The organism is Flavobacterium sp. UBA6135 (assembly GCF_002428305.1).
In the GTDB taxonomy this organism is placed as follows: domain Bacteria; phylum Bacteroidota; class Bacteroidia; order Flavobacteriales; family Flavobacteriaceae; genus Flavobacterium.
Window position 1 is genome coordinate 19,436 of record NZ_DIVJ01000040.1, and the last position, 24,278, is coordinate 43,713.

Here is a 24,278-nt window from a genome sequence, read left to right on the forward strand (position 1 = left end):
TATGATTCAGTTTGAAGATAAAATATATTTCTATTTCTTGGCAATTATTCCGGTAGTGTTGCTGCTTTTTCTATGGAATTTATATTGGAAAAGAAAAAAACAAAAGGAATATGGTGATTTACATTTAGTAAAAAAACTTAGTCCTGAGAAATCCGTTTTTAAGCCTATTTTAAAAATGAGCTTTATTTTATTGGCATTAGCCAGTTTGATTATTGGATTGGTAAATCCAAAAATGGGTTCAAAACTTGAAACGGTTAAACGAGAGGGAATTGATATTGTTTTTGCTATTGACGTATCTAAAAGTATGCTTGCAGAAGATGTGGCTCCTAACCGATTGGATAAGACAAAACAAATTGTAACGCAAATAATCAATCAATTAGGAAGTGACAGAATTGGAATAGTGGCCTATGCCGGAAGTGCTTTTCCGGTCTTGCCTATTACAACAGACTATGGGGTAGCAAAAATGTTTTTGCAAAGCATGAACACGGATATGGTTTCGTCACAAGGAACTTCTTTAGACCAAGCTATTGAACTTTCTACCGGTTTTTTTGAAGAAGGAAGTGCTACAAACAAGCTAATCATTTTAATTTCTGATGGTGAAGATCATTCGGAAGGAATTGAATCGGCTATTGAATTGGCTACAAAAAACAACACCAAGATTCTAACCATTGGCGTGGGAACAGAAAAAGGCGGGCCCATTCCAATAAAACGAAACGGCGTTGTTCAGAGTTTTAAACGTGACAGAAATGACGAGGTGGTCATCACAAAATTTAATGAAGCTACTCTAAAGCAAATTGCAAAAGCTACAAAAGGAGATTATATTAGCGGCGATCAAACCAAAAAAGTTTTGGAATTTGTAAAAAATGCTCTCGATAATATTGAAAAAACAGAATTTGAAACCACACAATTTGCCGATTTTAAATCGCAGTTCCAATGGTTTTTAGGCATTGCTTTTGTATTATTGTTTTTAGATATTTTTCTGTTAGAACGGAAAACAGGATGGATAAGTAAGTTGAATTTATTTAATGAAAAAGAATCATGAAAAAGCAATTAATTTTACTATTTTTCTTTGTTGCAAGCATTCTTTCTGCTCAAGAAGAAAAGAAAGAAAAAGACAAAGTGTTGCCCAAAGCAAACAAAGAATTTCAGAATCAAAAATTTAAAGAAGCAGAGGCCAAATACCGAATTTCAAATTCAAAAGATTTGTCAGGTTCAAAAGCGGCTTATAATTTAGGCAATGCCATTTATAGACAAGACCAAAGTAGTGAAGCTAAGTTTGCTTATTCACAAGCTCTTGAAAAAGCTACAACCAAAGAAGAAAAACACAAGGCATTTCACAATATTGGAAATGTTTTTATGAAAGAAAAACAATATGGTAAAGCCGTTGAAGCTTATAAAAATGCGTTGCGAAATAATCCTTCAGACGAACAAACCCGCTATAATTATGCTTTGGCCAAAGAGTATTTGAAAAACAATCCGGAAGATCCTGATGATGGTGGCGACAAAGACAAGGAAAAAAGCGAAGACAAAAAGGACGAAAATAAAGAAAAACAAGACCAAAATAATCAAGAGAAAAAAGACCAAGATAAGAAGGATCAAGATAATAAGGGAGAAGACAAAAAAGACAATCCCGATAAAAATCAACATGGACAGCCAAAGCCACAACCTTCAGGAATTTCTAAAGAGCGATTAGAAAATCTTTTGGATGCGGTGAATAAAGAAGAAAAAAAGGTTCAGGATAAAGTAAACAAAGAAAAAATCAAAACCGCTCCGGTTCAAACGGAAAAGGATTGGTAATTTGTAAGACAATTTAAGAAAAATGAAAAAGTATATTTTTATACTATTCCTATCTATGCAAAGCTTAATGGCTCAAGTTCAATTTGAAGCCAAAGTAAGCAAAACCACTTTGGGATTAAACGAACGACTTCGTATTGATTTTGTCATGAATGTGGATGGCGATAATTTTAATCCGCCTTCATTTGATGGATTTCGAGTAGTAGGTGGTCCGAGTCAACAAGTAAGTCAAAGTTGGGTGAACGGAAAAAGCAGTTTTAATAAAGTCTATACCTATTTTCTGTTGCCAACCCAACGAGGTGCTGTTACAATTAGACAAGCTTCTATTGAATACCAAGGACAAACCTATAAAACGACTCCGCTTTCTGTTAATGTCACTGCCGCCGTTGAACAACCAAAAGACCCAAATGACACCTCTATTTCTATCAATGATGCATTGCATTTAGTGGCGGAGGTGAATAAAACGAATCCGTATCTCAACGAACCCATCACGGTAGTTTATAAATTGTATTTCAGTTATAACATCGGAATTACAAATTGGAGGGAATTGGACAAACCAAAATACAATGATTTTTGGAGTCAAAATATTGATATTAAGCAATTATCTGCTGAAGAAGGTACTTACAACGGCGAAAAATTCAGGTATGTTGTTTTGCGAAAAACCGTTTTATATCCTCAAAAGTCCGGAAAATTAGAAATTGAACCGTTGTCGTTAGATATTGATGTTGAATTACCAACCAACCGTAGAGACATTTTTGGTCGAGTATTAATGACCCGAGACAATAAAAGAGTTTCTGCCGGAAGTAAAGTGATTACAGTTAAGCCACTTCCTGAAAACGGGAAACCGGATGATTTTACAGGAGCAGTTGGTAAGTTTGATTTTCAAGTTGTTCCTTCAAGAACTACTTTAAAACATGGCGAAAGCACCGATTTAGACATTACTGTTACAGGAACAGGAAATTTAAAGTTATTTAATCTTCCAAAGCCTGTTGTGCCATCCTCATTGGAAATGTATGAGCCGGTTCATTCCGAAAACGTATCCACGCCATTGTCAGGAATGACCGGAAAAATTTCAGACAAGTACACCATTATACCGCAGTATAAAGGAAATTATACTATCAAACCCATTCGTTTCTCCTATTTTGATTATGCGGCAGGGGCTTATAAAACCTTAACATCACAAGAAATTGTTATTAGTGTTCTTGACGGACCTTCCGCAGGAGATAAACAAGATATTGTTCAGGAAAATGCGGTGGTTAAGAATCAAATTTCAAATTCAGATCAATTTAAATACATTCATTTAAAAACAAAACTTTCACCAATCAACAAAAAGGCATTTTTTGGTTCTACACTTTTTTATGTTTTGTTGGGATTGCCTTTTTTACTGATCCCACTCATTATTTTATTTAAGAAAAAGAAAGAAGCAATTGATGGTGATGTGGTTGGAAACAAGCTGAAATTGAACACTAAATTAGCTAAGAAATTTTTATCTGAAGCCAAAAAACAAATTGGAACAAAAGAACCTTTTTATGTTGCTTTAGAACGCTCTTTGCACAACTTTTTGAAAGCCAAACTAAAAATTGAAACTTCAGAAATGAGTAAAGATAAAATTAGAGCGACCTTGACAGAAAAGAAAGCACAGCCTGAAACGATAGATTTATTTATTCAACTCACCGAAAACTGTGAATTTGCCCGATATGCACCTTCAACAACGGTAGCCATGCAACAAGATTATGACAAAGCAGTTGAAGTAATTTCAGAATTAGAAAAACAAATAGTTTAATTTCAAAATAGGATGATGAAACGAGTTTTATATATTACGCTATTTTTTTTAACCCAATTAATTGGGGCTCAAAGTGTTTTTGACAAAGGAAACGAACACTACAGAAACGGAAATTATAACGAAGCAATTGCTGCTTATGAAAGTATCATTAAAGGCAAAAAAGAATCGTGTGATTTGTATTTTAATCTGGCGAATGCTTATTATAAATTAGACAAAGTGGGTCCCGCAATTTATTATTATGAAAAAGCATTACAAATTAGTCCGAATGATAAAGACATTCAGAATAATTTAAAATTTGCCAAAAGCAAAACCATTGATGATATCAAAGAAATTCCAAAAGTGGGTTTTGAAAAATTCATACAAAACCTAACTTCGTCGTTTCATTCTGATACTTGGGCAAAAATTGCCGTTGGATTTTCTGTGTTGTTTTTGTTGTTTTTTATTGGATATTATTTTTCGGAAACAACACTTTCAAAACGAATTTACTTCATCGGATTGTTTATTGTTCCGTTTTTATTACTTCTTTCTGTTTTAGCAGCTTGGTTTGAAAAAAGCCAGGATCAAAAAGAACGACCGGCAATTGTTTTCGCTGAAAAAACAACTGTTTTAAATGAACCTCGAAACAATGCTACAGAAGCTTTTATTTTGCATGAAGGCACCAAAGTTTTTGTTTTGGAATCGTTAGACCAATGGAAAAAAATTCAACTTACCGACGAATCTGAAGGTTGGATTTTAAGCGAAGCAATTAAGGAGTTGAAGTAGTTTCTTCATAGAGTTCTTTCACGTCTTCAATCCATTCGTTAACCATTGGCATCATAAAAGCTGTGGTGTCTAAAATGGGTCTGTAAAAAATAGAATTGTCTTGTTTTTCCTCTGAAATCAATTGGTTGTCTACATTTATTTTTTGAACTAAATTCAAAACAATCCCAAGTAGCAATGCTGTTTTTATTACACTGAATACACCTCCGGCTAATTTATTGATCCAACCTAAAAAAGCAAAGCTGGCTATTTGTGTGAAAATTTTTGCCAATAAGTGAACGCCAATCACCACCAAAATCAATGTGATAACAAAAGAAGTAATTTGAACCGTTTGCGGATTCCAACTTACAAAACCTTCCAAAAAACCTTTCACCAAATAGGAAAATTTAATAGCAATAAATACACCTAAAATAAAGGAGATGATTGAAGCAATTTCTACAAACAAACCGTTTTTAATACCTTGATACAATCCAATAATCAATAAAATTCCAATCGCAATATCCATTTCAATAAAATAAGTTCACTAAAATAGTAATTTCAATTTAATAAGAAGCAACTTCTTATCTTTGCAAAAAAAACAGCGTAGTTGATTGAAGAAATAATTCTTCCATCTTCCCGCTTTCATCTTCCCGCTTATGTCAAGAGATATTCAATTAAAAGAACGTTGGGAAAACGTTGTCACCATACTATCCAATCAATTTGCCGAAGGCGAACAGCTTGATTTGGATGCCATTATTTATTTAATTGGTGTTCAAGAATTGGGCAAAGTGAAACAAACTTTCAAAAAAGACGAGAAAATAGAACTCATGCACATTGCCATTTGCCGTTTGCTCGAGCCGTATGGTTATTATGAATTTGAGTTTTTTGATAACGACGGTTGGCCCCATTACAAGGTAAAAGAAGAATTGCCGCCACTTAAAGCCGGAGAACAAAGTGTTTTGATGAAAGATGCGATTGTGACTTATTTTTTGGAGAGAGAATTGATAAAGTGATTGGTAATTAGAACGAGTAATTAGTTGCTGGATACCACTATTTTAGGCTAATCACTAATTACTTTTTCACTAATCACTAAAAAAAACTAAATTTGCACCTTTACAGCACGAACGATGATAGATAAGATAAAAGAATACATTGGCGAAGCAGCCGCTTTTCAAACCGATAACAAAGAAACACTTGAGCAATTCCGAATTAAATTTTTAGGAAGCAAAGGTTTGTTGAAAGATTTGTTTGCCGAATTTAAAAATGTTCCCAACGAACAGAAAAAAGAATTTGGTCAGGTAATCAATACGTTGAAAAACACGGCAGAAGAAAAGGTAAAATCCATTCAGGAAATGCTGGAAAGCAAAGAAGAATCGGTTGGACTTTTTGGCGATTTAACGCGTCCGGGGCAACCTTTTCCGATTGGTTCCCGTCATCCTATTTCGTTGGTGAAAAATCAAGTTATTGATATTTTTTCAACCATCGGATTCAACGTTTCTGAAGGTCCGGAAATTGAAGACGATTGGCATAATTTTACCGCATTAAACCTTCCGGAATACCATCCGGCGAGAGATATGCAGGATACTTTTTTTATTCAAACCAATCCCGATGTTTTGTTGCGAACGCACACTTCTTCCGTTCAGGTGCGATACATGGAAAACAACAAACCGCCAATCAGAACGATTTCACCGGGACGAGTTTTCCGTAACGAAGCTGTTTCTTCCCGTTCACACTGTATTTTCCATCAAGTGGAAGGTTTGTATATTGATAAAGATGTTTCGTTTGCCGACTTAAAGCAAACACTTTTATATTTCACTAAAGAAATGTTCGGAAAGTCAAAGATTCGTTTGCGACCTTCTTATTTTCCTTTTACGGAGCCAAGTGCTGAGGTTGATATTTATTGGGGTTTAAAAACCGAAACCGATTACCGAATTACCAAAGGAACAGGTTGGTTGGAAATTATGGGTTGCGGAATGGTTGACCCGAATGTTTTGAAAAACTGCGGCATCAATCCGGATGAATTCAATGGTTTTGCTTTTGGTATGGGAATTGAGCGTATTGCGATGTTGTTATACCAAATTGGCGACATTAGAATGTTTTATGAAAACGATGTTCGTTTCTTGGAACAATTTAAAACGAGTATATAAATTCACGATTAAACCTGTCAGGTTTAATCCAAACTTTGTGCCTTAGTGGCAAAAAATAAAAAATGAAAGCGGATATCACCATTCCAAAAGTAGAAAACGTCTTTTTAGCCGCCATTCAAGAATGGAGTGACGACTTTATGGAAAACATTTGGAATGTCTATCTGATTAACGACAGCGACTTCAAATTAGACAGCGTCATGGTGGTTTCAAAAGCTTTTGGAACAATTGATGGTGAAATGAAAAAAACGTCGTTATTACGCCATGCTTTCATTGAGATTGAATCGGTTTCGGCCGTAAAAATTGAAATGATTGAACCGAAAGTGTTGGCTTTGAACAACGAATTTATGGTTACGTTTTTTATCGGAAATACTTTATACGATAAAAAATTTACCTTCAGAACCAATACCATCAACGAACGAGCCACGGAAGAAGTACCGGTTTTGTTTAAGAATGGCGTGGTGGTCAAGTAACGTGTTTATTCTTTTTTCTCAAGTTTTACTTTGTCTTTCCAACTGTAGTATCCAATAAAAAAAGTTCCAATTAGAATATATCCCACATACCTTAAGTAATAAGCAAAACTTGAAATTTGATCATAAAACGAATTTTCTCGTAAATCAAATAGTGTCATAATTACACACATGACAGAACCCCAAATCAGTCCTGTTTTTAGTTGATATTTCCAACGTGAATTCATCTAATCCAACTTATCTGTTAATTTTTTAAACACTTTTTTTGGTTCTTTTCCTTCATACAAAATTTCATAAACCGCATCAATAATTGGTGTTTTAGCTCCATACTCTTGGTTTAGTTTATAAGCACTTTTAACGGCATAATAGCCTTCGGCAACCATACTCATTTCCATCATGGCACTTTTCACGGTGTAACCTTTTCCAATCATGTTTCCAAACATTCGGTTTCTTGAAAACACGGAATAGCCGGTTACCAATAAATCGCCCAAATAAGCAGAATCATTGATGTTTCGTTTCATTTTATGCACTTTTCGGATGAATTTTTTCATTTCGCGAATGGCATTACTCATCAATAACGCTTGAAAATTATCGCCATAACCTAAACCGTGAGCCATTCCAGCTGCAATGGCATAAATGTTTTTCAACATCGCGGCATATTCGGTTCCGATGATATCATCAGAAATTTTGGTTTTGATGTAATTGCTGTTTAAATTTTTGGCTACAATTTTTGCCTTTGAAGCATCAGCACAAGCAATCGTTAAATAGGAAAGACGTTCCAATGCTACTTCTTCAGCGTGACACGGACCGGTAATCACGCCAATGTTATCATATGGAATGTCGTATTGCTTATGAAAATGTTCGCCTACAATCAAAAACGTTTCGGGAACAATTCCTTTGATGGCAGAAAAAATCACTTTATCGTTTAAAGATTCAGTCAATTTTTCCAATTCTGTATTTAAAAATGCAGATGGAATGGCAAATATTAAAATATCGGCATAACTGACCGCTTCATTAATATCTGTGGTAAGTTTTAATTTTTTAGTATCAAATTCAACCGAACTAAGGTAGTTCGGATTGTGCTTTTCGGTTTTTATATGGTCGATGGCGTTTTGATTTCGCATGTACCAACAAATTTCAGCTTGGTTAACGCACAACATTTTGGCAATTGCTGTCGCCCAGCTTCCGCCACCGATAACAGCAAATTTTGGAGATTCGTTCATTCGTTAGTTTGTTTGGAAAGGTAAATTTAACCTAAATTTTTAAAATCATACTTTAAAACCTGAATCAATTTGTCTGAATCAACTCTTTTTCCAATAGAGGTTTGATTTTCATTAAATTGAGGTAAAGGCAGATTGAGCTCTTTAGCTTTATTGGTATAATATTCTTTTCTGGAAGGATGAAAAGGGGCTACTGCATTAAATACGACATTCCAAATGTCTTTTTCAATCACTTTTTCAATGATTTCGATGCAATCGGATTGATGAATTAAGTTAATAGGAGCTTCCGGATTTTCAATATTATCTTTTCCTGATAAAAATTTTACCGGATGACGATCTTTACCAATTAATCCTCCAAAACGGAGAATTGTAGTTTGGAAGTTTTTATTGTTTAAAAGCAAATTTTCTGAAATGAGTAATTGTCTTCCGCTTTCAGTTTCCGGTTTTGGATGAGTTGCTTCAGTTACAACTTGATTTTCATCTGCATAAACCGAAGTAGAACTTACAAAAATCACTTTTTTAACCGAAGATTTTTCGATGAACGGAATAAAGTTTTCTATTTTTTCAACAAAACTTTCTCCTGAATTTCCTCGTAATCCCGGTGGGATAGTAATAATTAAAATTTCAGAATTTTCTAAGAAAGCAGCTGTTTCCTTTGGAGTTTCCTTCGCTTTAAGCGAAATTAAAAAAGGGGAAATACCTTCCTTTTGAAGCAATTCCAATTTTGATTCCGTTGTTGTTGAACCTTTCACGGAATAGTCATTTTGAAGTAATTGCTTCGCCAAAGGCATACCCAACCAGCCACAACCTAAAATACTAATTTGTTTCAAGACTATCTTTTTGAGTGATTAAAGTATCGGTTGTTGTTTCAATAGTTTCTACAATTTCAACTTGTTTTGGAGCCGATTTTTTAATTTTCTTTTTCACCACAATCGCATCATTCAACACAAACGGCATCGGAATGAAAGCATCCGGTCTTTTTGGAATGCTAAACATTGGATTTTCCAACAAATCAAATGACGAAAGCATTACCTCCATATCCAATTCCATATCTTTTTGAATTTGAAATTGCAACGTCAATGGTTTGTTGTTGATGGGATAATAATTTATCAAATTTGATTTTTTTCGTTTGTACAAACTTCCTTCTTGGTTTATGTTTTTAATTCCATTGGCTTTTAAATTATGAAATTTTAAATTTTCATGAGCAAAAACATCTATTCGGTTTACGTTTCGATTGGCTTTAATTTCCATTGTTATAGCTCTGTAATTGCCAATTGTTGTATCTCTTAAGAAAGTAAAAATTGGTTTCGCAATATTTTTATTTGGAGCTTCCGCCATATAACTGAAGCCCGAATTGTATTTACTTCCAACAGAGTTGGTGTTTAATTCGGTAGCTTCTTTTGGATTTTCACCTAAATAATTTTTTGTCCAAGAATCTAAAACTTTGTCATAGGTTGTCCAATAATTTTTGTTTTCATCGGCATCAACAACATAAAGTAAACTGTTTGGTTTTCCTTTTCCTTTTTCAAAATCACTATCTAAATGAGCTTTTATAAAAAATCCAAAGGCAATCACAAAACACAACCAGCCCCAACCTTGTTTTTTGGAAAATGCACCAAAAACAGGAACTAATAATGAAAATAAGAGCACCACAAAAACAGCACTTCCTGAAAGCATTTTTAAACCTAAACCAATTGGAAATAATTGAATGAAGGGAGCTAAAATCGCCATGGCAGGAATGCTCAACAGAATGTTTGTTAGTGCATTTGATTTTGATTTTACTATTGAAATGGCTAAAATCAATAAACCAAAATAAACGGGAATGATAAAGAATGAGGCACCTTCTAAAAATAGAACCAGTATTAAATTAAGTAAAAGCCATAAAAATAAAGGAGCAATAAATAAACTTAAAGCATTTTTTTTGGTAGCGAATTTTGAGTAGAACCAAAAACAAATCGCTAAACTTAGAAAGACGAAAGTCATGATATAACTATGACCATTATAGGTAAAACCATGAAGTATGTCTCTGTATTGCGGATACAAACCTCCGATTGATTTCCAACCTAAAAAAGTAACAACTCCCGCAATGACCAGCGAACCCAATAAAGGTACAAATCCTTTAACAATCTCGCGAGAGTCTAAAACATGTTTGCCTAATCCAATTGTTACTACGCCAATAAAAATAAGAAAAGCAACAAGTAATAAAGGAATATTCCAACCAAATGGATAATGAATAAATCCGAAAGGTACACTGAAATAGACATGGTCTTCATCAGAATTTAAATTACTTAAATCAACATTTGAAAAATGTGATAGCAGCGGCATTAAATAGGTAGATTGGTGTTCTAAACATTCCGGTGTAAAATTTTCAAAATTATCTTGAACGGTGTGGTAATCAAAATGGTCATCAATGTAGGCGAAATTAAATCCCGGGATGTCTGCTTTCTCTCTAAATGCTGTCAAATCCGTATCATTAGGAAGTATTTTATAAATGCTGTACATTAAAGAATTAGACACCGGAAATTTTGTTTTGGCTTCAGAAAATCCTTTGATTAGATTTGAATTGCCGCCATTTATTTCTGCCAACATCATGGAAGGCCCTTTGGTTCCGCGAGCTTCAAAGTTTAACACTAAGCCAACCTCTTTTGCCCAAGGATGTTCGGAAACAAAAGCATAAGCACCGTTTAATCCCAATTCTTCGGCATCTGAAAAAACAATAATTATATCATTTTTGTGTGGTGTTTTGTTGTGAAGAAACACGCGAATTCCTTCAAGAATTGTGGCCAACCCGTTAGCATCATCACTTGCACCATACGATTTTGAATGAGGAGCACTATCATAATGAGTTAATAAAACTATGGCTTTTGACGATTCAGCCCCTTTTATTCTTGCAATTAAATTTTTAGTTTCAACCAAATTATTCCATTTACTTAAAACAGCACTTTCTTGAATTTGGGTTTCAAGCCCCAATTTTTTTAATTCAAGATCAAGATATTCCAACACGTTTTTATGATAGGGACTGCCTACATAATGGGGTTCTTTTGAAATAATTTCAATATGTTTTAATGCTCGCTCTGTTGAAAATTCTGTAAGCGGTTCACTTGCTTTGGAATAATCTTGCGGCATCATTCTGTAGAAAATGAAGGCAAGTATTCCAATAATTAAAAGTGCCGAAAGCAATGAAGTGGAATTTTTTTTCATTGGTTAAGTTGGTTTTTGGTTAGTTGTCTTTTTTGACCAACATATAATAATCATTTTCTAATGCAAGATATCCTTGGTCATATAAAAAATGATAGGTATTGCCGGTTTTTGTGTGTAAAATTGAAGTGAAATAGTCAAAATCAAAACCCTTGCTCAAGAGTTTTGATTTGGTGGTTTTACTTTTTCCTTCCACATTTAACTCACACAAAATACGGTAATTTTTGCGTAACTTGTTGTTGATGTTTCGCATTAAATTCGTACTGTCTTTGTTCATCTTGTTGTTGTAGGCATTTCTACAACCATCGCTGCAAAACTTTTTGTCTTCGCGACCAATGATTTTTTCGTCACATTCTAAACAGTTTTTCATAAGCTCGTTATTTCAACTTCTTAATACTATATAAATCGTGTCTTCTGTCTTTTAAGATACGCACGGTTCCAAATTCATGCAATTGTTTTAATAAATCCAAATCAACATCAACAATCAACGTCATTTCTGTATTTGGGGTGGCTTCAGCTTTGACACCATTACTTGGAAAAGCAAAATCAGAAGGTGTAAAAACCGCCGATTGAGCATATTGAATATCCATGTTATTTACTTTGGGTAAGTTTCCAACACAACCGGCAATGGCTACATAACATTCATTTTCAATGGCTCGCGATTGAGCACAATGTTTCACTCGCGTATAGCCATTTTGAGTGTCGGTTAAAAACGGAACGAAAAGAATATTCATGCCTTCATCGGCCATTAATCGAGATAATTCGGGAAATTCTACATCATAACAAATCATGATGCCAATTTTCCCACAGTCGGTATCAAATGTTTTTATTTGTGAACCGCCTTTCATCCCCCAATGTAAAGTTTCATTTGGCGTGATGTGAATTTTAGTGTACATTTCATTGGTTCCGTCTCGTTTACATAAAAAACCAACATTATACAAAATACCATTTTCCATATAAGGCATACTTCCGGTTATGATATTGATGTTATAGGATATGGCATATTCTTGAAATTTTTTACGAATGGGTTCGGAATGTTTTGCTAATTCACGAATAGCATCGGCTTCAGAGAGGTGGTTGTAATCAGCCATCAAAGGAGCGGTAAACAATTCAGGGAAAAGAGCAAAATCACTTCCGTAACCGGAAACTACATCAATAAAAAATTCGGCTTGTTCAAAGAGTTGTTCTAAGTTGTTCAACGGACGCATTTGCCATTGGATTAAACCCAATCGAATCACACTTTTTTTAAGATTAATTAAGTTGGGACTTTCATCATAATAAATGTTGTTCCATTCCATCAAAACCGCATATTCGTTGGAGCTTTTATCGCCAACCAAATAATTTTTCATGATTTTCTTAACGTGAAAATCATTACTGATTTGAAACGATAAAACAGGATCATATAGTTCCTTTTGTTTTACTTTTTCAATATATTGTTTTGGAGAAAATTCCTCCATGTAATCAATGTAATTTGGAATTCTTCCGGCAAATATGATTGATTTTAAATTCAATTGTTCGCACAATTCTTTTCTCGCATCATATAATCTTCTTCCTAATCGTAGACCGCGATATTTGGGATGAATAAAAACATCAATACCATACAAAACTTCACCCAACGGATTATGTGTGTCAAAACTATAATTTCCTGTAATTTGAGCATAGGTGTGATTGGCAATTACTTTTTTATAATCAATTATCAGTGATAAAGCAGAACCAACCACTTTATCATCGACCAAAACCACGAGTTGTCCTTCCGGAAAAATGGAGAGTAATTTTTCAATATGATGTTCTTTCCAATAGGAATTTTCTAATTCGCTATAAGCTTCCATCATTGAGTTTTTCAACTCTTTGTAATCTTCAATCTGTAAATTTCGTAGTTCAATTTTATTAATTGTCTCTTGCATATTTCTCTGTTTTTGTGCAAGATACAAAAATTAATTTCCGTTTGCAAACGCTTACAAACATTTACAACCGAAAGTAAGTGTTTTTAAACCGAATAAAATTTGCAAAACGTCACAACTTTGTCCTGTCGAAATCAAACAACAGAAATTGTAAATCGACATTAACACATTTATAAACCAATTAAATTTTAAACGCCATGAATGCATTACAAAACAGAGTACAATTAATCGGACACGTAGGTAAAGACCCAATCATCAAAGAATTTGAAAGTGGGAAAAAATTAGCCAACTTAACATTAGCTACCAATGATGTTTATGTTAGTAAAAAAGGAGATCAAGTAGAACAAACCCAATGGCACAATATTGTAGCTTGGGGAAAAACTGCAGAAACAATTGAAAAGTTTGTTGAAAAAGGAAAAAAAATCGGAATTACCGGTAAACTTACATCAAGATCTTATGATGATAAAGAAGGCAACAAACGATATGTGACAGAAGTAGTTATAAATGAATTGCTTTTGATGAAATAAGCCTTTCAAAATTCGATAGCAATTACAATATCAAAAATCAATAGAATCTGAAACGAGTTCAGATTAAAACTTTAAAAATTATACGCCATGAACACAATGAAAAACAGAGTACAGTTAATCGGTCATGTTGGAAATGACCCGGAAGTAAAATCCTTTGAAGGAGGAAAAGTTGCCAATTTATCTATTGCAACTCACGAATATTATACCAACAAAAAAGGTGAAAAAGTAGAAGAAACACATTGGCATAAAATTGTTGCTTTTGGCAAAACAGCAGAAACCATCGAAAAGTTTGTTGTCAAAGGAAAAGAAATTGCCATTGAAGGAAAATTATCCTCCAGAAACTACGATGATAAAGACGGAAACAAACGCTACATCACAGAGGTTGTTGTAAGTGATTTGATGTTATTAGGAAAACCAAATTAACCACAAAAACCAAAAATTATGAATGTAAAACATTTCAGAGTTCGAGTGAGTGGGGAACACTTGCAGAACGATCAAAACGCCATCAATCAATTTTTGAATGAGGTAACGGTACAAAAAACAGCTACAAACTTTATAGCTGGCATGATAGATTATTGGTCAGTATTGGTTTTTTATGAACCAAAAATTTTAAAACCAAGAGAATCCAAAGAAAGTGAAAAAGTGTCTGTTTTGAATTATGATGAATTAAGTCAAGAAGAAAAAAACACGTTAAGTTCATTGAAAAGTTGGAGAACAGAAAAATCGTCAAAACTGGGATTACCACAATATATGATTTGCCATAATTCAGAATTGATGACGATTGCTAAAATTCGACCCCATTCAATTGATGAGTTGAAAAGAATCAAAGGTTTTGGAGAAAATAAAATCTCCAGATACGGAAATGACATCATCTCTTTGTTACAAGCCAGTTAAATTTTTAAAAACATCTGCTCCGGCAGATGTTTTTTTTGTATATTTAAAGTCCTAATATTAAAACTCTTAGCTATGGGTATCAAAAGTTATCAAGGAGAAATGATTGGAAAAACAGCTCCGGAACAAGAAAAAATTTGTGTTGAAAACTATATGAACAGGGCGGTTGTGAGTTTTTCTGCTTCTCAAAACATTCTGGAAGTGATGGATGCAATTGTAAAAAATGGTATTTCAGGCGGTCCAATTGTCTCAGAAAATAACGAAGTTATTGGAATCATTTCTGAGGGAGATTGTATCAAACAAATTTCAGAAAGTAAGTATTATAATCTTCCAATGGATGATATGAGTGTGCAACGTTTTATGACTCCAAACGTAATTTGTGTTACTCCCGATGAAAATTTACTTGACGTAGCCAATAAATTTTTATCTACAAAAAAACGAAATTTCCCTGTGGTTCATCAAGGTAAATTAATTGGTTTGATTAGTCAAAAAAATGTATTGAAAGCGGTTTTACAATGGTCGGGTTCCAATTGGCATATTGCCAATCAATAATAAAACTCTTTTGCTATTCTGAATGTGTTTGCATGAGCTTCAACGATTGTTTTGAGTTCAGGCGAATAACCACCTCCCATGCTTACTTGAACCGGAATTTCATGCTTTTTACACAATTCAAAAACAAGGGTATCTCTTCTTTTGCAACCTTCAATAGAGCAGGAAAGCTTTCCTAGTTTGTCGGTTTTTAAAATATCAACACCCGCCAAGTAAAATATAAAATCAGGTTTTTGTTGATTGATAATTTTAGGTAATTCCTCTGTGAGTATTTCTAAATATTCTTCATCAGTAGTTCCGTCTTCCAAAGCAATATCCAAATCTGACACTTCTTTTTTAAACGGATAGTTGGATTTTCCATGCATGGAAAAAGTAAAAACTGATGGGTTGTTTTGAAAAATTTCTGCTGTTCCATTTCCTTGATGAACATCTAAATCAACTATTAAAATGCTTTTTGCCAATTGCTGTTCTAACAGATATTGAGCCGCAATGGCTTGATCATTTAACAAACAAAAAGCCTCACCACGATTAGTATATGCATGATGTGTTCCTCCGGCAATGTTAAAAGATATTCCGGCCTCAAAAGCTTTTTTTGCTCCTATGATGGTGCCTTCGGCAATTCGCAATTCTCGTTCAACCAATACGGCAGACAAGGGGAAACCAATTTTTCGAACGGCTCTTGGTTCTAAGCTCAATTGCAACAAATCTGAGACATATTCTTTTGAATGCACTGCCAAAACTGATTTCAAATCGCAGCGTTCTGGTTCAAAAAAATCAGATGAAACGGCAGTTCCTTCATGCATTAATTGTTGGGGTAACAATTCATATTTCATCATCGGAAAGCGATGACCTTCCGGTAATGGATGTTTGTAAATGGCATGAAAAGCAATAGGAAACATTAATCTTCAAATTTTCTAAAAATGAATTCATTTGTTTTCCAATCTTTATATCCTAAAACAAAATGACTTCCTCTTTTAAAAAAAACAATTGTTGAAGACTCCTTATTTTTATCCATAAAATTCATTAGTTTGTCCATTCCTGTAGCTTGAACAGCACGCGTAATAGGATTTAAATTTTGATCAAATAAGGCGTCAAATGAAACACTTTTGTATTTGTATCCATTTTTATTGTTATAAAAGTAAGATTCATAACCTCCTTCGCCATTTAGAATCAAAATTCCATTTATGGCTAAATCAGCCAATAATCCCCAACCGGGACTCTTTTCCTTACTGCTGATGCCACCCATGGTAATCAAATAATTGGAGTGGTGTTTGTAAACCGAAATTGCAGGATTGGTTTTGTGTAGTCGTTTAAGAAATGATTTTGTATTTTTAATTTTTACGGGTTGATCAGTCTCTGAATTTTCATATCTGAACTCTGAATTTTTAAAATTAATGGATTCTTTCAGGTTTACTTTATATTCTTTTAAAATTTCACCTTTTAAATTTTTAATGGAAAAAGCAAATTCATTTGAATTAGAAACTTGTTCAAAAATGAGTCCATCCATAAAATAACTATTGTTTTTATAGCTTTCATTTAATGGGGAAACAGGAATTTTATAATCGGTTACACTTGCACTTTTTGAATCAAACTCAAGAACATGTGTAAAATTACTGTTGTAATTCAGTAGCAAATAATACTTGTCATGATGGAAAAAAAGTTTTCGCTTAACATAAGAATCCATCAAGGTAAAAGGATAATTATTTTCAAAAGACATTATTGGAAAAGGTGAAAAATCATCGTCTTTTTTATTAAAAAAAACCGCTTTTAAGGATAGCGATTTATTGTCATTATCTGTAAATTGAATTTTTGACAGATCAAATTTTCTTGTTTCAGGAGCATCCAAATTTTTAAATGTAAAGCTTACGATTTCATTTTTAGTCTCTTCAAAAGTTAAAACATGAAACGATTGTTCAGCGTTAAAACAAGTTATTATATTTTCATTGTTTATTTTAAAATCAAATGGGTCTTTTCGGAATATTTTATTTTCAAAATCAACAACAATCCTAATAATGGATTGAAAATTATCTTTTGTTGTAAACAAGGTTATTTCTTCCTCTTCAAAACTATGTCCAACAATATATTCTTCTTTTTTTAATTCAATTTTTGCCGATATGGAATCTGTTTTTCTGAATCCTACACTAAATTTATATGTAACAATTTCATTTGGATAGTGAAGAAGCATATACGATTCATGGTTTCTTTCATCAACAAAAGGATAAATAGAAACAATGGAATCCTTGTTTTGTTGAATTGAAAACGAATTCAGAACTTTTTGCGAAAAAGTGACACAAGAGATTCCAAAAACAAATAAAAAAGTCAATATGGTTTTCATGAAAGGAAACTTTAAAATTAAAGTAACTTTATCTTTATTCAATTTGTTAGTAACGGAATGATTTGCGTAATATTTTCAAATGATTTAAAATTGGGATGATTGATCTCAAAGTCAATTTTTTCATATTCCCATGTGGTGTGATATGGAATATGAATGGCGTGACCACCAATATTTAAAACCGGCAAAACATCTGATTTTAAGGAGTTGCCAATCATAACAAAATTATTGGGTTCGATATCTAAACGGCCCAACATTTTTTTATAATCCACATCTGTTTTATCACTCATGACTTCAATATGGTGAAAATAATGTCCGATTCCTGAATCATGAAGTTTTCGGTGTTGGTCTTTTAAATCACCTTTTGTGGCCACGATTAATTTGTGTTTTCCGTTTAGTTGTTGCAAAACACTTTCAACTTCCGGCAATAATTCTACCGGTTTTTGCAATAATTCTCTTCCAATCTGTATGACTTTTGCAATGTTTTGACCCGAAATCGATTGGTTCGTCAATTCCAAAGCCGAATCAATCATGGACAAGGTAAACGCTTTGATTCCAAAACCATATAAAGGTAAATTCTTAACTTGGTGGTTTAAAATTAAACCTAATATTTCCTGTTTTGAAGCAAAATCCTGAAACAACTCACAAAAGCGTTCTTGGGCTTCGTCAAAATAAGGTTCGTTGTGCCATAAGGTGTCGTCGGCGTCGAAAGCGATTATTGTTGGTTTGTTATCCATAATTACGATATCAACGCTCCATTATCCACCCCATCCGCATCCGGATTTACAAAAATCAAATTCCCTTCGGCATTATTGGTCATTAAAATCATCCCTTGACTTTCAACACCACGTAAGGCTCTTGGTGCTAAATTCACTAATACCGTAACTCGTTTTCCAATGACTTCCTCCGGTGAAAAATGTTCTGCGATTCCCGAAACAATTGTTCGGACATCAATTCCTGTATCCACTTTTAAAACCAATAATTTATTGGCTTTAGGCATTTTTTCGGCTTCTAAAATCGTTCCAACGCGTATATCTAGTTTTGAAAAATCTTCAAATGTGGTAGTTTCCTTTTGAGGCTCAACAGTTCTGTTTTCCATTTTGTTTGCGGTTTTTGTGGCTTCTAATTTGTCTATTTGTTTTTGTATTTCGGCATCGTCAATTTGAGCAAATAAAATTTCAGCTTGACCGATTTGATGACCTGGTTTTAACAATTCCGATGTTTGGGAAACTTTCTCCCAACTAATTGATTCAGTTTGTAAAATGCTAACCAACTTATTTGAAGTAAATGGTAAAAAAGGCTCAGACAAAATCCCCAAAGCAGTCGCAATTTGCAATGCCACATACATTTGTGTTTTTACCCGTTCCGGATCTGTTTTCACCATTTTCCATGGTTCTTCGTCGGCTAAATATTTATTTCCTAATCGAGCCACATTCATCAATTCGCCTTGTGCTTCTCTAAATCGGTATCTTTCAATTGAACTTGCAATCACCGCCGGATAAGCTTTTAATTCTGCTAAAGTCTGTTCATCAACTTCCGAAAATTCATTCGGTTGAGGCACAATCCCATCATAATATTTATTCGTCAAAACCACCACACGATTTATGAAATTCCCATAGACCGCTGCCAATTCATTATTATTTCTCGCTTGAAAATCCTTCCAAGTAAAATCATTGTCTTTCGTTTCCGGAGCATTTGCTGTCAAAGCATAACGCAACACATCTTGTTTATCCGGAAAATCAACCAAATATTCGTGTAGCCAAACCGCCCAATTTTTAGACGTTGATAATTTATTTCCTTCCAAATTCAAAAATTCATTCGCCGGAACATTATCAGGCAAAATAAAACTGCCTTCGGCTTTCAACATTGCCGGGAAAATAATGCAATGAAAAACGATGTTATCTTTTCCAATAAAATGAACCAATTTTGTGTCTGCATCTTTCCAATACGGTTCCCAATCTTTTCCTTCTCTGGCAGCCCATTCTTTAGTAGAAGAAATATAACCTATCGGAGCATCAAACCAAACATATAATTTCTTGCCTTCGGCACCTTCCACAGGAACATCTATTCCCCAATCCAAATCACGAGTGACGGCTCTCGGCTTCAAACCATCATCTAACCACGATTTCACCTGACCCAAAACGTTGGTTTTCCAATCATTTTTATGACCAACTAAAATCCATTCCTTCAAAAAATCATCATATCTATCCAAAGGTAAAAACCAATGCTTAGTCGATTTCAAAATTGGAGTTTCGCCCGTAATTGTAGATTTCGGATTAATCAAATCAGTTGCATTCAACGTAGATCCACATTTTTCACATTGGTCGCCATATGCTTCCTCGTTGCCACATTTCGGACAAGTGCCCACCACAAAACGATCGGCTAAAAACTGATCGGCTTTCGCATCATACAATTGTTCATTCGTTTCTTCAATAAAATCACCGTTCTCATACAATTTTCTAAAAAAAGCAGAAGCCGTTTCGTGGTGAATTTTAGATGAAGTCCGCGAATAATTATCAAACGAAATCCCAAAATCCACAAACGATTTCCGAATAATTCCGTCATATTTATCTATCACTTCCTGAGGCGTAATTCCTTCTTTTTTGGCTTTCATCGAAATCGCCACGCCATGTTCATCGCTACCGCAAATAAACGCCACATCTTTCCCCTGCAAACGCAAGTAACGAGCATAAATATCAGACGGAACATAAACGCCCGCCAAATGCCCAATGTGAATCGGTCCGTTCGTGTAAGGCAATGCCGCCGTAATCGTATATCTTTTTGGATTATCTATCATAAAATTTTGTTTATCGCCAAGTCGCAAAGCTGCAAAAAGGCAACCGTTAAAGTTTTCTGATGCAAAAATAAGTTTTTTATCGCACAGACAAGAGGCATTGGCTTTAGAGATTGCATTTTATTTTTTTCAAGAAGCGATTCTGAGAGCGATTCAATTTCATAAAAACGTTGTTTCAAACAAGAAATAGTTGTTTATTTGTTAGATGAAAATCAGTGAATCATGAAAAAAATACTAACCCTTACACTGCTCTCACTATTTTTCAACGCAAATGCACAAATGGAAAAAAAAATGATTGTTCCTCCTTATTTACAAAAAGGCGACACGGTTGCCATTGTAGCCACTGCCCGAAAACATTTGAACGACGATTTGAAAAACATTCAAGAGTTTCTTGAAAATTGGGGTTTAAAAACTGTGATTGGCTCCTCAATTGGTTTAGACAACAATCAATTGGCAGGAACGGATGAAGAGCGGGCAAAAGATTTTCAAACCCAAATAGACAATCCGAATGTGAAAGCTATTTGGTGTGTTCGAGGCGGATATGGAACGGTTCGAATAGTTGATTTACTCGATTTTTCTAAGTTCAAGCAAAATCCAAAATGGATTATTGGGTTTAGTGATGTAACGGTTTTGCATTCTCATTTAAATAATTTGGGTTTTCAATCCATTCATGGAATGATGCCTGTGAATATTCCGAGAGCTACACCCGAAGCCAAAGAAAGTTTGCGAAAGGCCTTGTTTGGAGAACCACTTTCATACGCCATTCCTTATGATTCGATGAATAAAATCGGAACAACAAGAGGCGAATTGGTGGGTGGAAATTTATCTATTTTATACAGTTTGTTTGGGTCAAATTCTGCTGTTGATTGTTCAGATAAAATTTTATTTCTTGAAGATTTAGATGAATACTTGTATCATGTTGACCGAATGATGATGAATTTAAAACGAAATGGTTGTCTTGAAAGTTTGAAAGGAATTGTTGTGGGTAGCATGACAAAAATGAAAGACAACGACATTCCATGGGGAAAAAATGCCTTGGAAATCATTGAAGATATTACAAAAAAATATAACATTCCGATGGTGTATAATTTTCCTGCCGGACACATTCCTGATAATAGGGCGTTGGTATTTGGGAGGCAAGTTTTGTTGGAGGTTTCTGAGAGTGGAACGGTTTTGAAATTTGAATAATGAATGTTGAATTCTGAAGTTATATTATGGCAGAACACAATGAACTCGGTAAATTTGGAGAAAAGGAGGCAGCAGCGTTTTTAGAAGAAAACGGGTATGAAATTCTGGAAACCAATTGGACTTTTCAAAAAGCTGAGGTTGATATTATAGCACAAAAAGAAAATATTTTGGCTATTGTTGAAGTAAAAACCCGTTCTTCGATAGATTTTGGATTGCCACAAGATTTTGTTAAACCCAAAAAGATTCAGCTTTTGGTAAAAGCAGTTAATGAATATGTCATTCAAAACGATATGGACGTTGAAGTGCGGTTTGATATTATCGCCATTCACAAAGAATCCGATGAGTTTAAAATAGAACACTTGGAAGATGCTTTTTTCTACTTTTAAGCTGTTATATTTGTAACAAATTGTATTTTAGTAGTATATTTGTCTGGAAATAAATCACACAACTATGAAAACGATTTCTTCTGTTGTAGAACACTACATCAAAACCAAACCCTTTTTATTGAGTGCATTGTCACAAGGAATCATCAATTTGACTTCTTTGGCAAGAAACATGATGCCTGAATTGGAGCAAGAATTGGGCAAAGATGTGAAACAAGGAGCTATTGTGATGGCTTTAAAACGCTTGTCTGAAGATTTGGATTTTAGATTGAATCACAGGATTTTAAAAGTGTTGAAAAACCTTGGAGAAATTACGGTTCGTTCTTCTTTAACCGATTATACGTTTGCCGTTTCTGACACCATTTTAGATAAACAAGCCGATTTAATTTCAGAAATTAATTCCTATCAAGATATTTTTTATACCTCGTCAAGAGGTGTAAATGAAACCAATATTGTAGTAAGTGATGTAGTAAGCCATTTGGTTTTGAAACATTTTGCCAACGAGCGTTTGTTTCAAAAACAAGATAAATTGGCTTCAATTACCGTAAAACTTCCAAAAGATAATGTCTCGGTTCCGGGAGTTTATTATTATATTTTTCAACGCTTGGCTTGGGAAGGAATCAGCATCAACGAAGTAATTTCTACCTCAAACGAGTTTACTGTTTTGGTAAGCGAAGAAGAAGTTGATTTGGCATTTAAAGTGATTAAAGATTTGAAGAGTTTGTAACGACTTGATAAGTTTTAATGATATGGAACATTTTATTTTTTCCCTACTCGTTTGAGATTAAGTTACTTTGATTGGCTTTTTAAACTTACTCTTTTATAATATATTTTGTGATAAAATTTTTCTTTGTAGCGATTTTTATAACATAAATTCCTGAACTTAAATTGCTTAAGTCCACAACATTTAAGTCTTCTACAAAAATATTATTTAAGTTCACTATTTTGCCGTTTGTTAAAAAGATTTCTACCGTCTCTATTTTATCTATAGATTTAATATATAATTTTTCTTTTACAGGATTTGGATACAATTCAAAAGAACCATATTCAGCAGGTGGAATTTCTAAACTTTGGCTACTTAAGAAGAAACGGGCAAACAAAGCTTCATACTTTTGTTGTGAACAATGAGCAAAGGCGGTATTTGCTGAAAGTAGTATTTTATTATCAATTATTTTAGAAGCAGTATTAAAACCTGTCCAATCAAAGAAAAATTGATTAACAACACCATTCTCACCAAAATCAGTAGCAATTATTCCTAGGTTGTTAAATTTTGCTATATAAGAGCTTTCATATCCGCCTGTTACAACTATGCTTTCATCAGTAAGAACATGTAGAGAGTTTGCTGTAGATTCACTATATATAGGAAGATGTACTCTGCCATTTGTAGCAAAATTGGTATTAAGAGTGCCATTTTCATTTAATTGAATTAAAATCAGTCCGTGAGTTCCAAATGATGTAAGTTGACCATTTCCAGCGATAATAATTTTTCCGTCAGGTGTAGTTTTTATATCTTGAGTTCTTGCGTTAAAATGAAAATCTTCAAAGTATATACCATTTGTAGCAAATGAAGTGTCATATACTCCACTTTGTGTTAGACGGAAAACAATAATTTTTCCGTTGTTTTGAGAGACTTGTCTGCGACAAGCAAGTAAAACTCTATTTTGATTATCAATGTGTATACCTCCAAATGTTGTTGATGCACCGCTTTGATGTGGAATAATAACCGAACCATTATCTCCAAAACTGTTATCTATCGTTCCGTTTACGTTGATTTGAGTAACTAGCACTTCCCATTGTGCCGATGCATTCATTTTTCTGCCCCCTATCAGTATTTTTCCATTTTGAGCAATAATAGCCTTAAAAGCTTGAAAATTTAATGATAAAAAACCACCACTACCAAATGAAACATCAGGATTGCCATCAGCATTTATTTTCAACAAATGATTAGTTGAAACTATAAAAAAAGTTTCATTATTTAATGGTACAATTGATTGAAAAAAATAATTAAAAAACAAAACATAACCTACATTATTAAATGTTGAATCTAGCGAACCATCATTATTTAATCGCATGACAAAACCAAATTGATTTTGTGTTGATGAGCAACCATTTTGGGCTATTCCAACAGCTAAAATTTTGTTATTAGGTAATATATGAAAATCACGAACAGACAATCCGTGTAATATATTGTTTATTGTAAGCGTGTGGCCACTGATACCATTTGTGCCAAAGGTAGTATCTAGAGATCCCGGAGATTGAGAATAAACAAAAGAAGTCGATAAAAGTAAGATTAAGAGTCTGAAAAACATATTATTATTTTTATTCACAAAAATTAAAATGTACTAAACATAATGTGGAAAACAAGA

The 24,278-nt window shown here is 33.8% G+C and carries 26 protein-coding genes; 14 read left to right on the plus strand and 12 right to left on the minus strand.

Annotated elements, in window-relative coordinates:
* Positions 1-4: 4 nt before the first annotated feature.
* From B3L86_RS10390 to B3L86_RS10405, 4 genes are read left to right on the plus strand one after another with little or no spacing between them, the layout of a single operon-like run.
* The gene (locus tag B3L86_RS10390; protein WP_291118762.1) at positions 5-1,042 is read left to right on the plus strand and encodes a vWA domain-containing protein; all 1,038 of its coding nucleotides are present in this window, start codon (positions 5-7) and stop codon (positions 1,040-1,042) included.
* Positions 1,039-1,797, plus strand: a complete 759-nt coding sequence (locus B3L86_RS10395; protein ID WP_291118610.1) for a tetratricopeptide repeat protein — start codon at positions 1,039-1,041, stop codon at positions 1,795-1,797. The genes B3L86_RS10390 and B3L86_RS10395 overlap by 4 nt, the downstream gene beginning before the upstream one ends.
* A 22-nt stretch (positions 1,798-1,819) precedes the next feature.
* The gene (locus B3L86_RS10400; protein ID WP_291118613.1) at positions 1,820-3,577 is read left to right on the plus strand and encodes a BatD family protein; all 1,758 of its coding nucleotides are present in this window, start codon (positions 1,820-1,822) and stop codon (positions 3,575-3,577) included.
* Positions 3,578-3,592: 15 nt separating this feature from the next.
* Complete coding sequence (locus B3L86_RS10405) at positions 3,593-4,339, plus strand: tetratricopeptide repeat protein (protein ID WP_291118615.1); 747 nt, start codon at positions 3,593-3,595, stop codon at positions 4,337-4,339.
* On the opposite strand, the gene B3L86_RS10410 is transcribed toward B3L86_RS10405, so the two are convergent.
* On the minus strand, positions 4,323-4,841 hold the full coding sequence (locus B3L86_RS10410; protein WP_291118618.1) for a CvpA family protein: 519 nt from the start codon (positions 4,839-4,841) through the stop codon (positions 4,323-4,325). The genes B3L86_RS10405 and B3L86_RS10410 overlap by 17 nt on opposite strands.
* Positions 4,842-4,971: 130 nt before the next feature.
* Between B3L86_RS10410 and B3L86_RS10415 the strand changes: the two genes are divergently transcribed.
* From B3L86_RS10415 to B3L86_RS10425, 3 genes are all read left to right on the plus strand, one after another.
* Positions 4,972-5,328 (plus strand): hypothetical protein, encoded by a 357-nt coding sequence (locus B3L86_RS10415; protein ID WP_291118621.1) that lies wholly within the window; start codon positions 4,972-4,974, stop codon positions 5,326-5,328.
* Between the two features lie 114 nt (positions 5,329-5,442).
* Positions 5,443-6,462 carry a phenylalanine--tRNA ligase subunit alpha gene (pheS, locus tag B3L86_RS10420; protein WP_291118624.1) on the plus strand — a complete coding sequence of 340 codons (1,020 nt, stop codon included), beginning with the start codon at positions 5,443-5,445 and terminating at the stop codon, positions 6,460-6,462.
* 62 nt (positions 6,463-6,524) lie between these two features.
* On the plus strand, positions 6,525-6,932 hold the full coding sequence (locus B3L86_RS10425) for a hypothetical protein (protein ID WP_291118627.1): 408 nt from the start codon (positions 6,525-6,527) through the stop codon (positions 6,930-6,932).
* Between the two features lie 5 nt (positions 6,933-6,937).
* Here the strand turns inward: B3L86_RS10425 and B3L86_RS10430 are convergent, their stop codons facing one another.
* Genes B3L86_RS10430 through B3L86_RS10455 form a run of 6 tightly spaced genes read right to left on the minus strand, consistent with a single transcriptional unit; the run spans position 6,938 to position 13,251 of the window.
* Positions 6,938-7,156 (minus strand): hypothetical protein, encoded by a 219-nt coding sequence (locus tag B3L86_RS10430; RefSeq protein WP_291118629.1) that lies wholly within the window; start codon positions 7,154-7,156, stop codon positions 6,938-6,940.
* On the minus strand, positions 7,157-8,152 hold the full coding sequence (locus B3L86_RS10435) for an NAD(P)H-dependent glycerol-3-phosphate dehydrogenase (protein WP_291118632.1): 996 nt from the start codon (positions 8,150-8,152) through the stop codon (positions 7,157-7,159).
* Positions 8,153-8,178: 26 nt separating this feature from the next.
* Entirely contained in the window at positions 8,179-8,979 is an 801-nt protein-coding gene (locus B3L86_RS10440) for an SDR family oxidoreductase (RefSeq protein ID WP_291118635.1), read from the minus strand.
* Positions 8,966-11,350, minus strand: coding sequence for a M28 family peptidase (locus tag B3L86_RS10445; protein ID WP_291118638.1), 2,385 nt, complete (start codon positions 11,348-11,350; stop codon positions 8,966-8,968). Before B3L86_RS10445 ends, B3L86_RS10440 begins: the two co-directional genes overlap by 14 nt.
* A 19-nt stretch (positions 11,351-11,369) precedes the next feature.
* Positions 11,370-11,717: a hypothetical protein gene (locus B3L86_RS10450; protein ID WP_291118641.1), complete on the minus strand. Its 348-nt coding sequence runs from the start codon at positions 11,715-11,717 to the stop codon at positions 11,370-11,372.
* A 7-nt stretch (positions 11,718-11,724) separates the two neighbouring features.
* Positions 11,725-13,251 carry a bifunctional GNAT family N-acetyltransferase/carbon-nitrogen hydrolase family protein gene (locus tag B3L86_RS10455; RefSeq protein WP_291118644.1) on the minus strand — a complete coding sequence of 509 codons (1,527 nt, stop codon included), beginning with the start codon at positions 13,249-13,251 and terminating at the stop codon, positions 11,725-11,727.
* A 194-nt stretch (positions 13,252-13,445) separates the two neighbouring features.
* On the opposite strand from B3L86_RS10455, the gene B3L86_RS10460 reads away from it, so the two are divergent.
* The 4 genes from B3L86_RS10460 to B3L86_RS10475 all read left to right on the plus strand — a co-directional run bounded on the left by B3L86_RS10460 (position 13,446) and on the right by B3L86_RS10475 (position 15,218).
* A complete protein-coding gene (locus B3L86_RS10460) occupies positions 13,446-13,775 on the plus strand; it encodes a single-stranded DNA-binding protein (RefSeq protein ID WP_188360961.1) in 330 nt (109 codons plus the stop codon).
* An 87-nt stretch (positions 13,776-13,862) separates the two neighbouring features.
* Complete coding sequence (locus tag B3L86_RS10465) at positions 13,863-14,198, plus strand: single-stranded DNA-binding protein (protein ID WP_291118683.1); 336 nt, start codon at positions 13,863-13,865, stop codon at positions 14,196-14,198.
* Between the two features lie 18 nt (positions 14,199-14,216).
* Positions 14,217-14,669 (plus strand): HRDC domain-containing protein, encoded by a 453-nt coding sequence (locus B3L86_RS10470; protein ID WP_188360962.1) that lies wholly within the window; start codon positions 14,217-14,219, stop codon positions 14,667-14,669.
* 72 nt (positions 14,670-14,741) lie between these two features.
* Positions 14,742-15,218 carry a CBS domain-containing protein gene (locus tag B3L86_RS10475; RefSeq protein ID WP_291118688.1) on the plus strand — a complete coding sequence of 159 codons (477 nt, stop codon included), beginning with the start codon at positions 14,742-14,744 and terminating at the stop codon, positions 15,216-15,218.
* Here the strand turns inward: B3L86_RS10475 and B3L86_RS10480 are convergent.
* Genes B3L86_RS10480 through metG form a run of 4 tightly spaced genes read right to left on the minus strand, consistent with a single transcriptional unit; the run spans position 15,212 to position 20,344 of the window.
* Positions 15,212-16,114 (minus strand): histone deacetylase family protein, encoded by a 903-nt coding sequence (locus B3L86_RS10480; RefSeq protein ID WP_291118691.1) that lies wholly within the window; start codon positions 16,112-16,114, stop codon positions 15,212-15,214. The two genes, B3L86_RS10475 and B3L86_RS10480, sit on opposite strands and share 7 nt — an antisense overlap.
* Positions 16,114-17,550, minus strand: coding sequence for a hypothetical protein (locus tag B3L86_RS10485; RefSeq protein WP_291118694.1), 1,437 nt, complete (start codon positions 17,548-17,550; stop codon positions 16,114-16,116). The genes B3L86_RS10480 and B3L86_RS10485 overlap by 1 nt, the downstream gene beginning before the upstream one ends.
* Before the next feature lie 38 nt (positions 17,551-17,588).
* Entirely contained in the window at positions 17,589-18,284 is a 696-nt protein-coding gene (locus B3L86_RS10490) for an HAD family hydrolase (RefSeq protein ID WP_291118697.1), read from the minus strand.
* Positions 18,285-18,286: 2 nt separating this feature from the next.
* Positions 18,287-20,344, minus strand: coding sequence for a methionine--tRNA ligase (gene metG, locus B3L86_RS10495; protein WP_291118701.1), 2,058 nt, complete (start codon positions 20,342-20,344; stop codon positions 18,287-18,289).
* A gap of 288 nt (positions 20,345-20,632) precedes the next feature.
* Between metG and B3L86_RS10500 the strand changes: the two genes are divergently transcribed.
* From B3L86_RS10500 to B3L86_RS10510, 3 genes are all read left to right on the plus strand, one after another.
* Positions 20,633-21,529, plus strand: a complete 897-nt coding sequence (locus B3L86_RS10500) for a S66 peptidase family protein (RefSeq protein WP_414655132.1) — start codon at positions 20,633-20,635, stop codon at positions 21,527-21,529.
* A 26-nt stretch (positions 21,530-21,555) separates the two neighbouring features.
* Positions 21,556-21,915 carry a YraN family protein gene (locus B3L86_RS10505; protein WP_291118708.1) on the plus strand — a complete coding sequence of 120 codons (360 nt, stop codon included), beginning with the start codon at positions 21,556-21,558 and terminating at the stop codon, positions 21,913-21,915.
* A 64-nt stretch (positions 21,916-21,979) separates the two neighbouring features.
* The gene (locus B3L86_RS10510) at positions 21,980-22,639 is read left to right on the plus strand and encodes an aspartate kinase (protein ID WP_291118711.1); all 660 of its coding nucleotides are present in this window, start codon (positions 21,980-21,982) and stop codon (positions 22,637-22,639) included.
* A gap of 85 nt (positions 22,640-22,724) precedes the next feature.
* Here the strand turns inward: B3L86_RS10510 and B3L86_RS10515 are convergent, their stop codons facing one another.
* The gene (locus tag B3L86_RS10515; RefSeq protein WP_291118714.1) at positions 22,725-24,239 is read right to left on the minus strand and encodes a T9SS type A sorting domain-containing protein; all 1,515 of its coding nucleotides are present in this window, start codon (positions 24,237-24,239) and stop codon (positions 22,725-22,727) included.
* Positions 24,240-24,278 lie beyond the last annotated feature (39 nt).

Bases quoted from the DNA above. Each gene is read 5' to 3' on its own strand.
- B3L86_RS10395 (WP_291118610.1), top strand. From the start codon at position 1,039: ATGAAAAAGCAATTAATTTTACTATTTTTCTTTGTTGCAAGCATTCTT.
- B3L86_RS10400 (WP_291118613.1), top strand. From the start codon at position 1,820: ATGAAAAAGTATATTTTTATACTATTCCTATCTATGCAAAGCTTAATG.
- B3L86_RS10405 (WP_291118615.1), top strand. From the start codon at position 3,593: ATGAAACGAGTTTTATATATTACGCTATTTTTTTTAACCCAATTAATT.
- B3L86_RS10410 (WP_291118618.1), bottom strand. From the start codon at position 4,841: ATGGATATTGCGATTGGAATTTTATTGATTATTGGATTGTATCAAGGT.
- B3L86_RS10415 (WP_291118621.1), top strand. From the start codon at position 4,972: ATGTCAAGAGATATTCAATTAAAAGAACGTTGGGAAAACGTTGTCACC.
- pheS (WP_291118624.1), top strand. From the start codon at position 5,443: ATGATAGATAAGATAAAAGAATACATTGGCGAAGCAGCCGCTTTTCAA.
- B3L86_RS10425 (WP_291118627.1), top strand. From the start codon at position 6,525: ATGAAAGCGGATATCACCATTCCAAAAGTAGAAAACGTCTTTTTAGCC.
- B3L86_RS10430 (WP_291118629.1), bottom strand. From the start codon at position 7,156: ATGAATTCACGTTGGAAATATCAACTAAAAACAGGACTGATTTGGGGT.
- B3L86_RS10435 (WP_291118632.1), bottom strand. From the start codon at position 8,152: ATGAACGAATCTCCAAAATTTGCTGTTATCGGTGGCGGAAGCTGGGCG.
- B3L86_RS10445 (WP_291118638.1), bottom strand. From the start codon at position 11,350: ATGAAAAAAAATTCCACTTCATTGCTTTCGGCACTTTTAATTATTGGA.
- B3L86_RS10450 (WP_291118641.1), bottom strand. From the start codon at position 11,717: ATGAAAAACTGTTTAGAATGTGACGAAAAAATCATTGGTCGCGAAGAC.
- B3L86_RS10455 (WP_291118644.1), bottom strand. From the start codon at position 13,251: ATGCAAGAGACAATTAATAAAATTGAACTACGAAATTTACAGATTGAA.
- B3L86_RS10460 (WP_188360961.1), top strand. From the start codon at position 13,446: ATGAATGCATTACAAAACAGAGTACAATTAATCGGACACGTAGGTAAA.
- B3L86_RS10465 (WP_291118683.1), top strand. From the start codon at position 13,863: ATGAACACAATGAAAAACAGAGTACAGTTAATCGGTCATGTTGGAAAT.
- B3L86_RS10470 (WP_188360962.1), top strand. From the start codon at position 14,217: ATGAATGTAAAACATTTCAGAGTTCGAGTGAGTGGGGAACACTTGCAG.
- B3L86_RS10475 (WP_291118688.1), top strand. From the start codon at position 14,742: ATGGGTATCAAAAGTTATCAAGGAGAAATGATTGGAAAAACAGCTCCG.
- B3L86_RS10480 (WP_291118691.1), bottom strand. From the start codon at position 16,114: ATGTTTCCTATTGCTTTTCATGCCATTTACAAACATCCATTACCGGAA.
- B3L86_RS10485 (WP_291118694.1), bottom strand. From the start codon at position 17,550: ATGAAAACCATATTGACTTTTTTATTTGTTTTTGGAATCTCTTGTGTC.
- B3L86_RS10490 (WP_291118697.1), bottom strand. From the start codon at position 18,284: ATGGATAACAAACCAACAATAATCGCTTTCGACGCCGACGACACCTTA.
- metG (WP_291118701.1), bottom strand. From the start codon at position 20,344: ATGATAGATAATCCAAAAAGATATACGATTACGGCGGCATTGCCTTAC.
- B3L86_RS10500 (WP_414655132.1), top strand. From the start codon at position 20,633: ATGATTGTTCCTCCTTATTTACAAAAAGGCGACACGGTTGCCATTGTA.
- B3L86_RS10505 (WP_291118708.1), top strand. From the start codon at position 21,556: ATGGCAGAACACAATGAACTCGGTAAATTTGGAGAAAAGGAGGCAGCA.
- B3L86_RS10510 (WP_291118711.1), top strand. From the start codon at position 21,980: ATGAAAACGATTTCTTCTGTTGTAGAACACTACATCAAAACCAAACCC.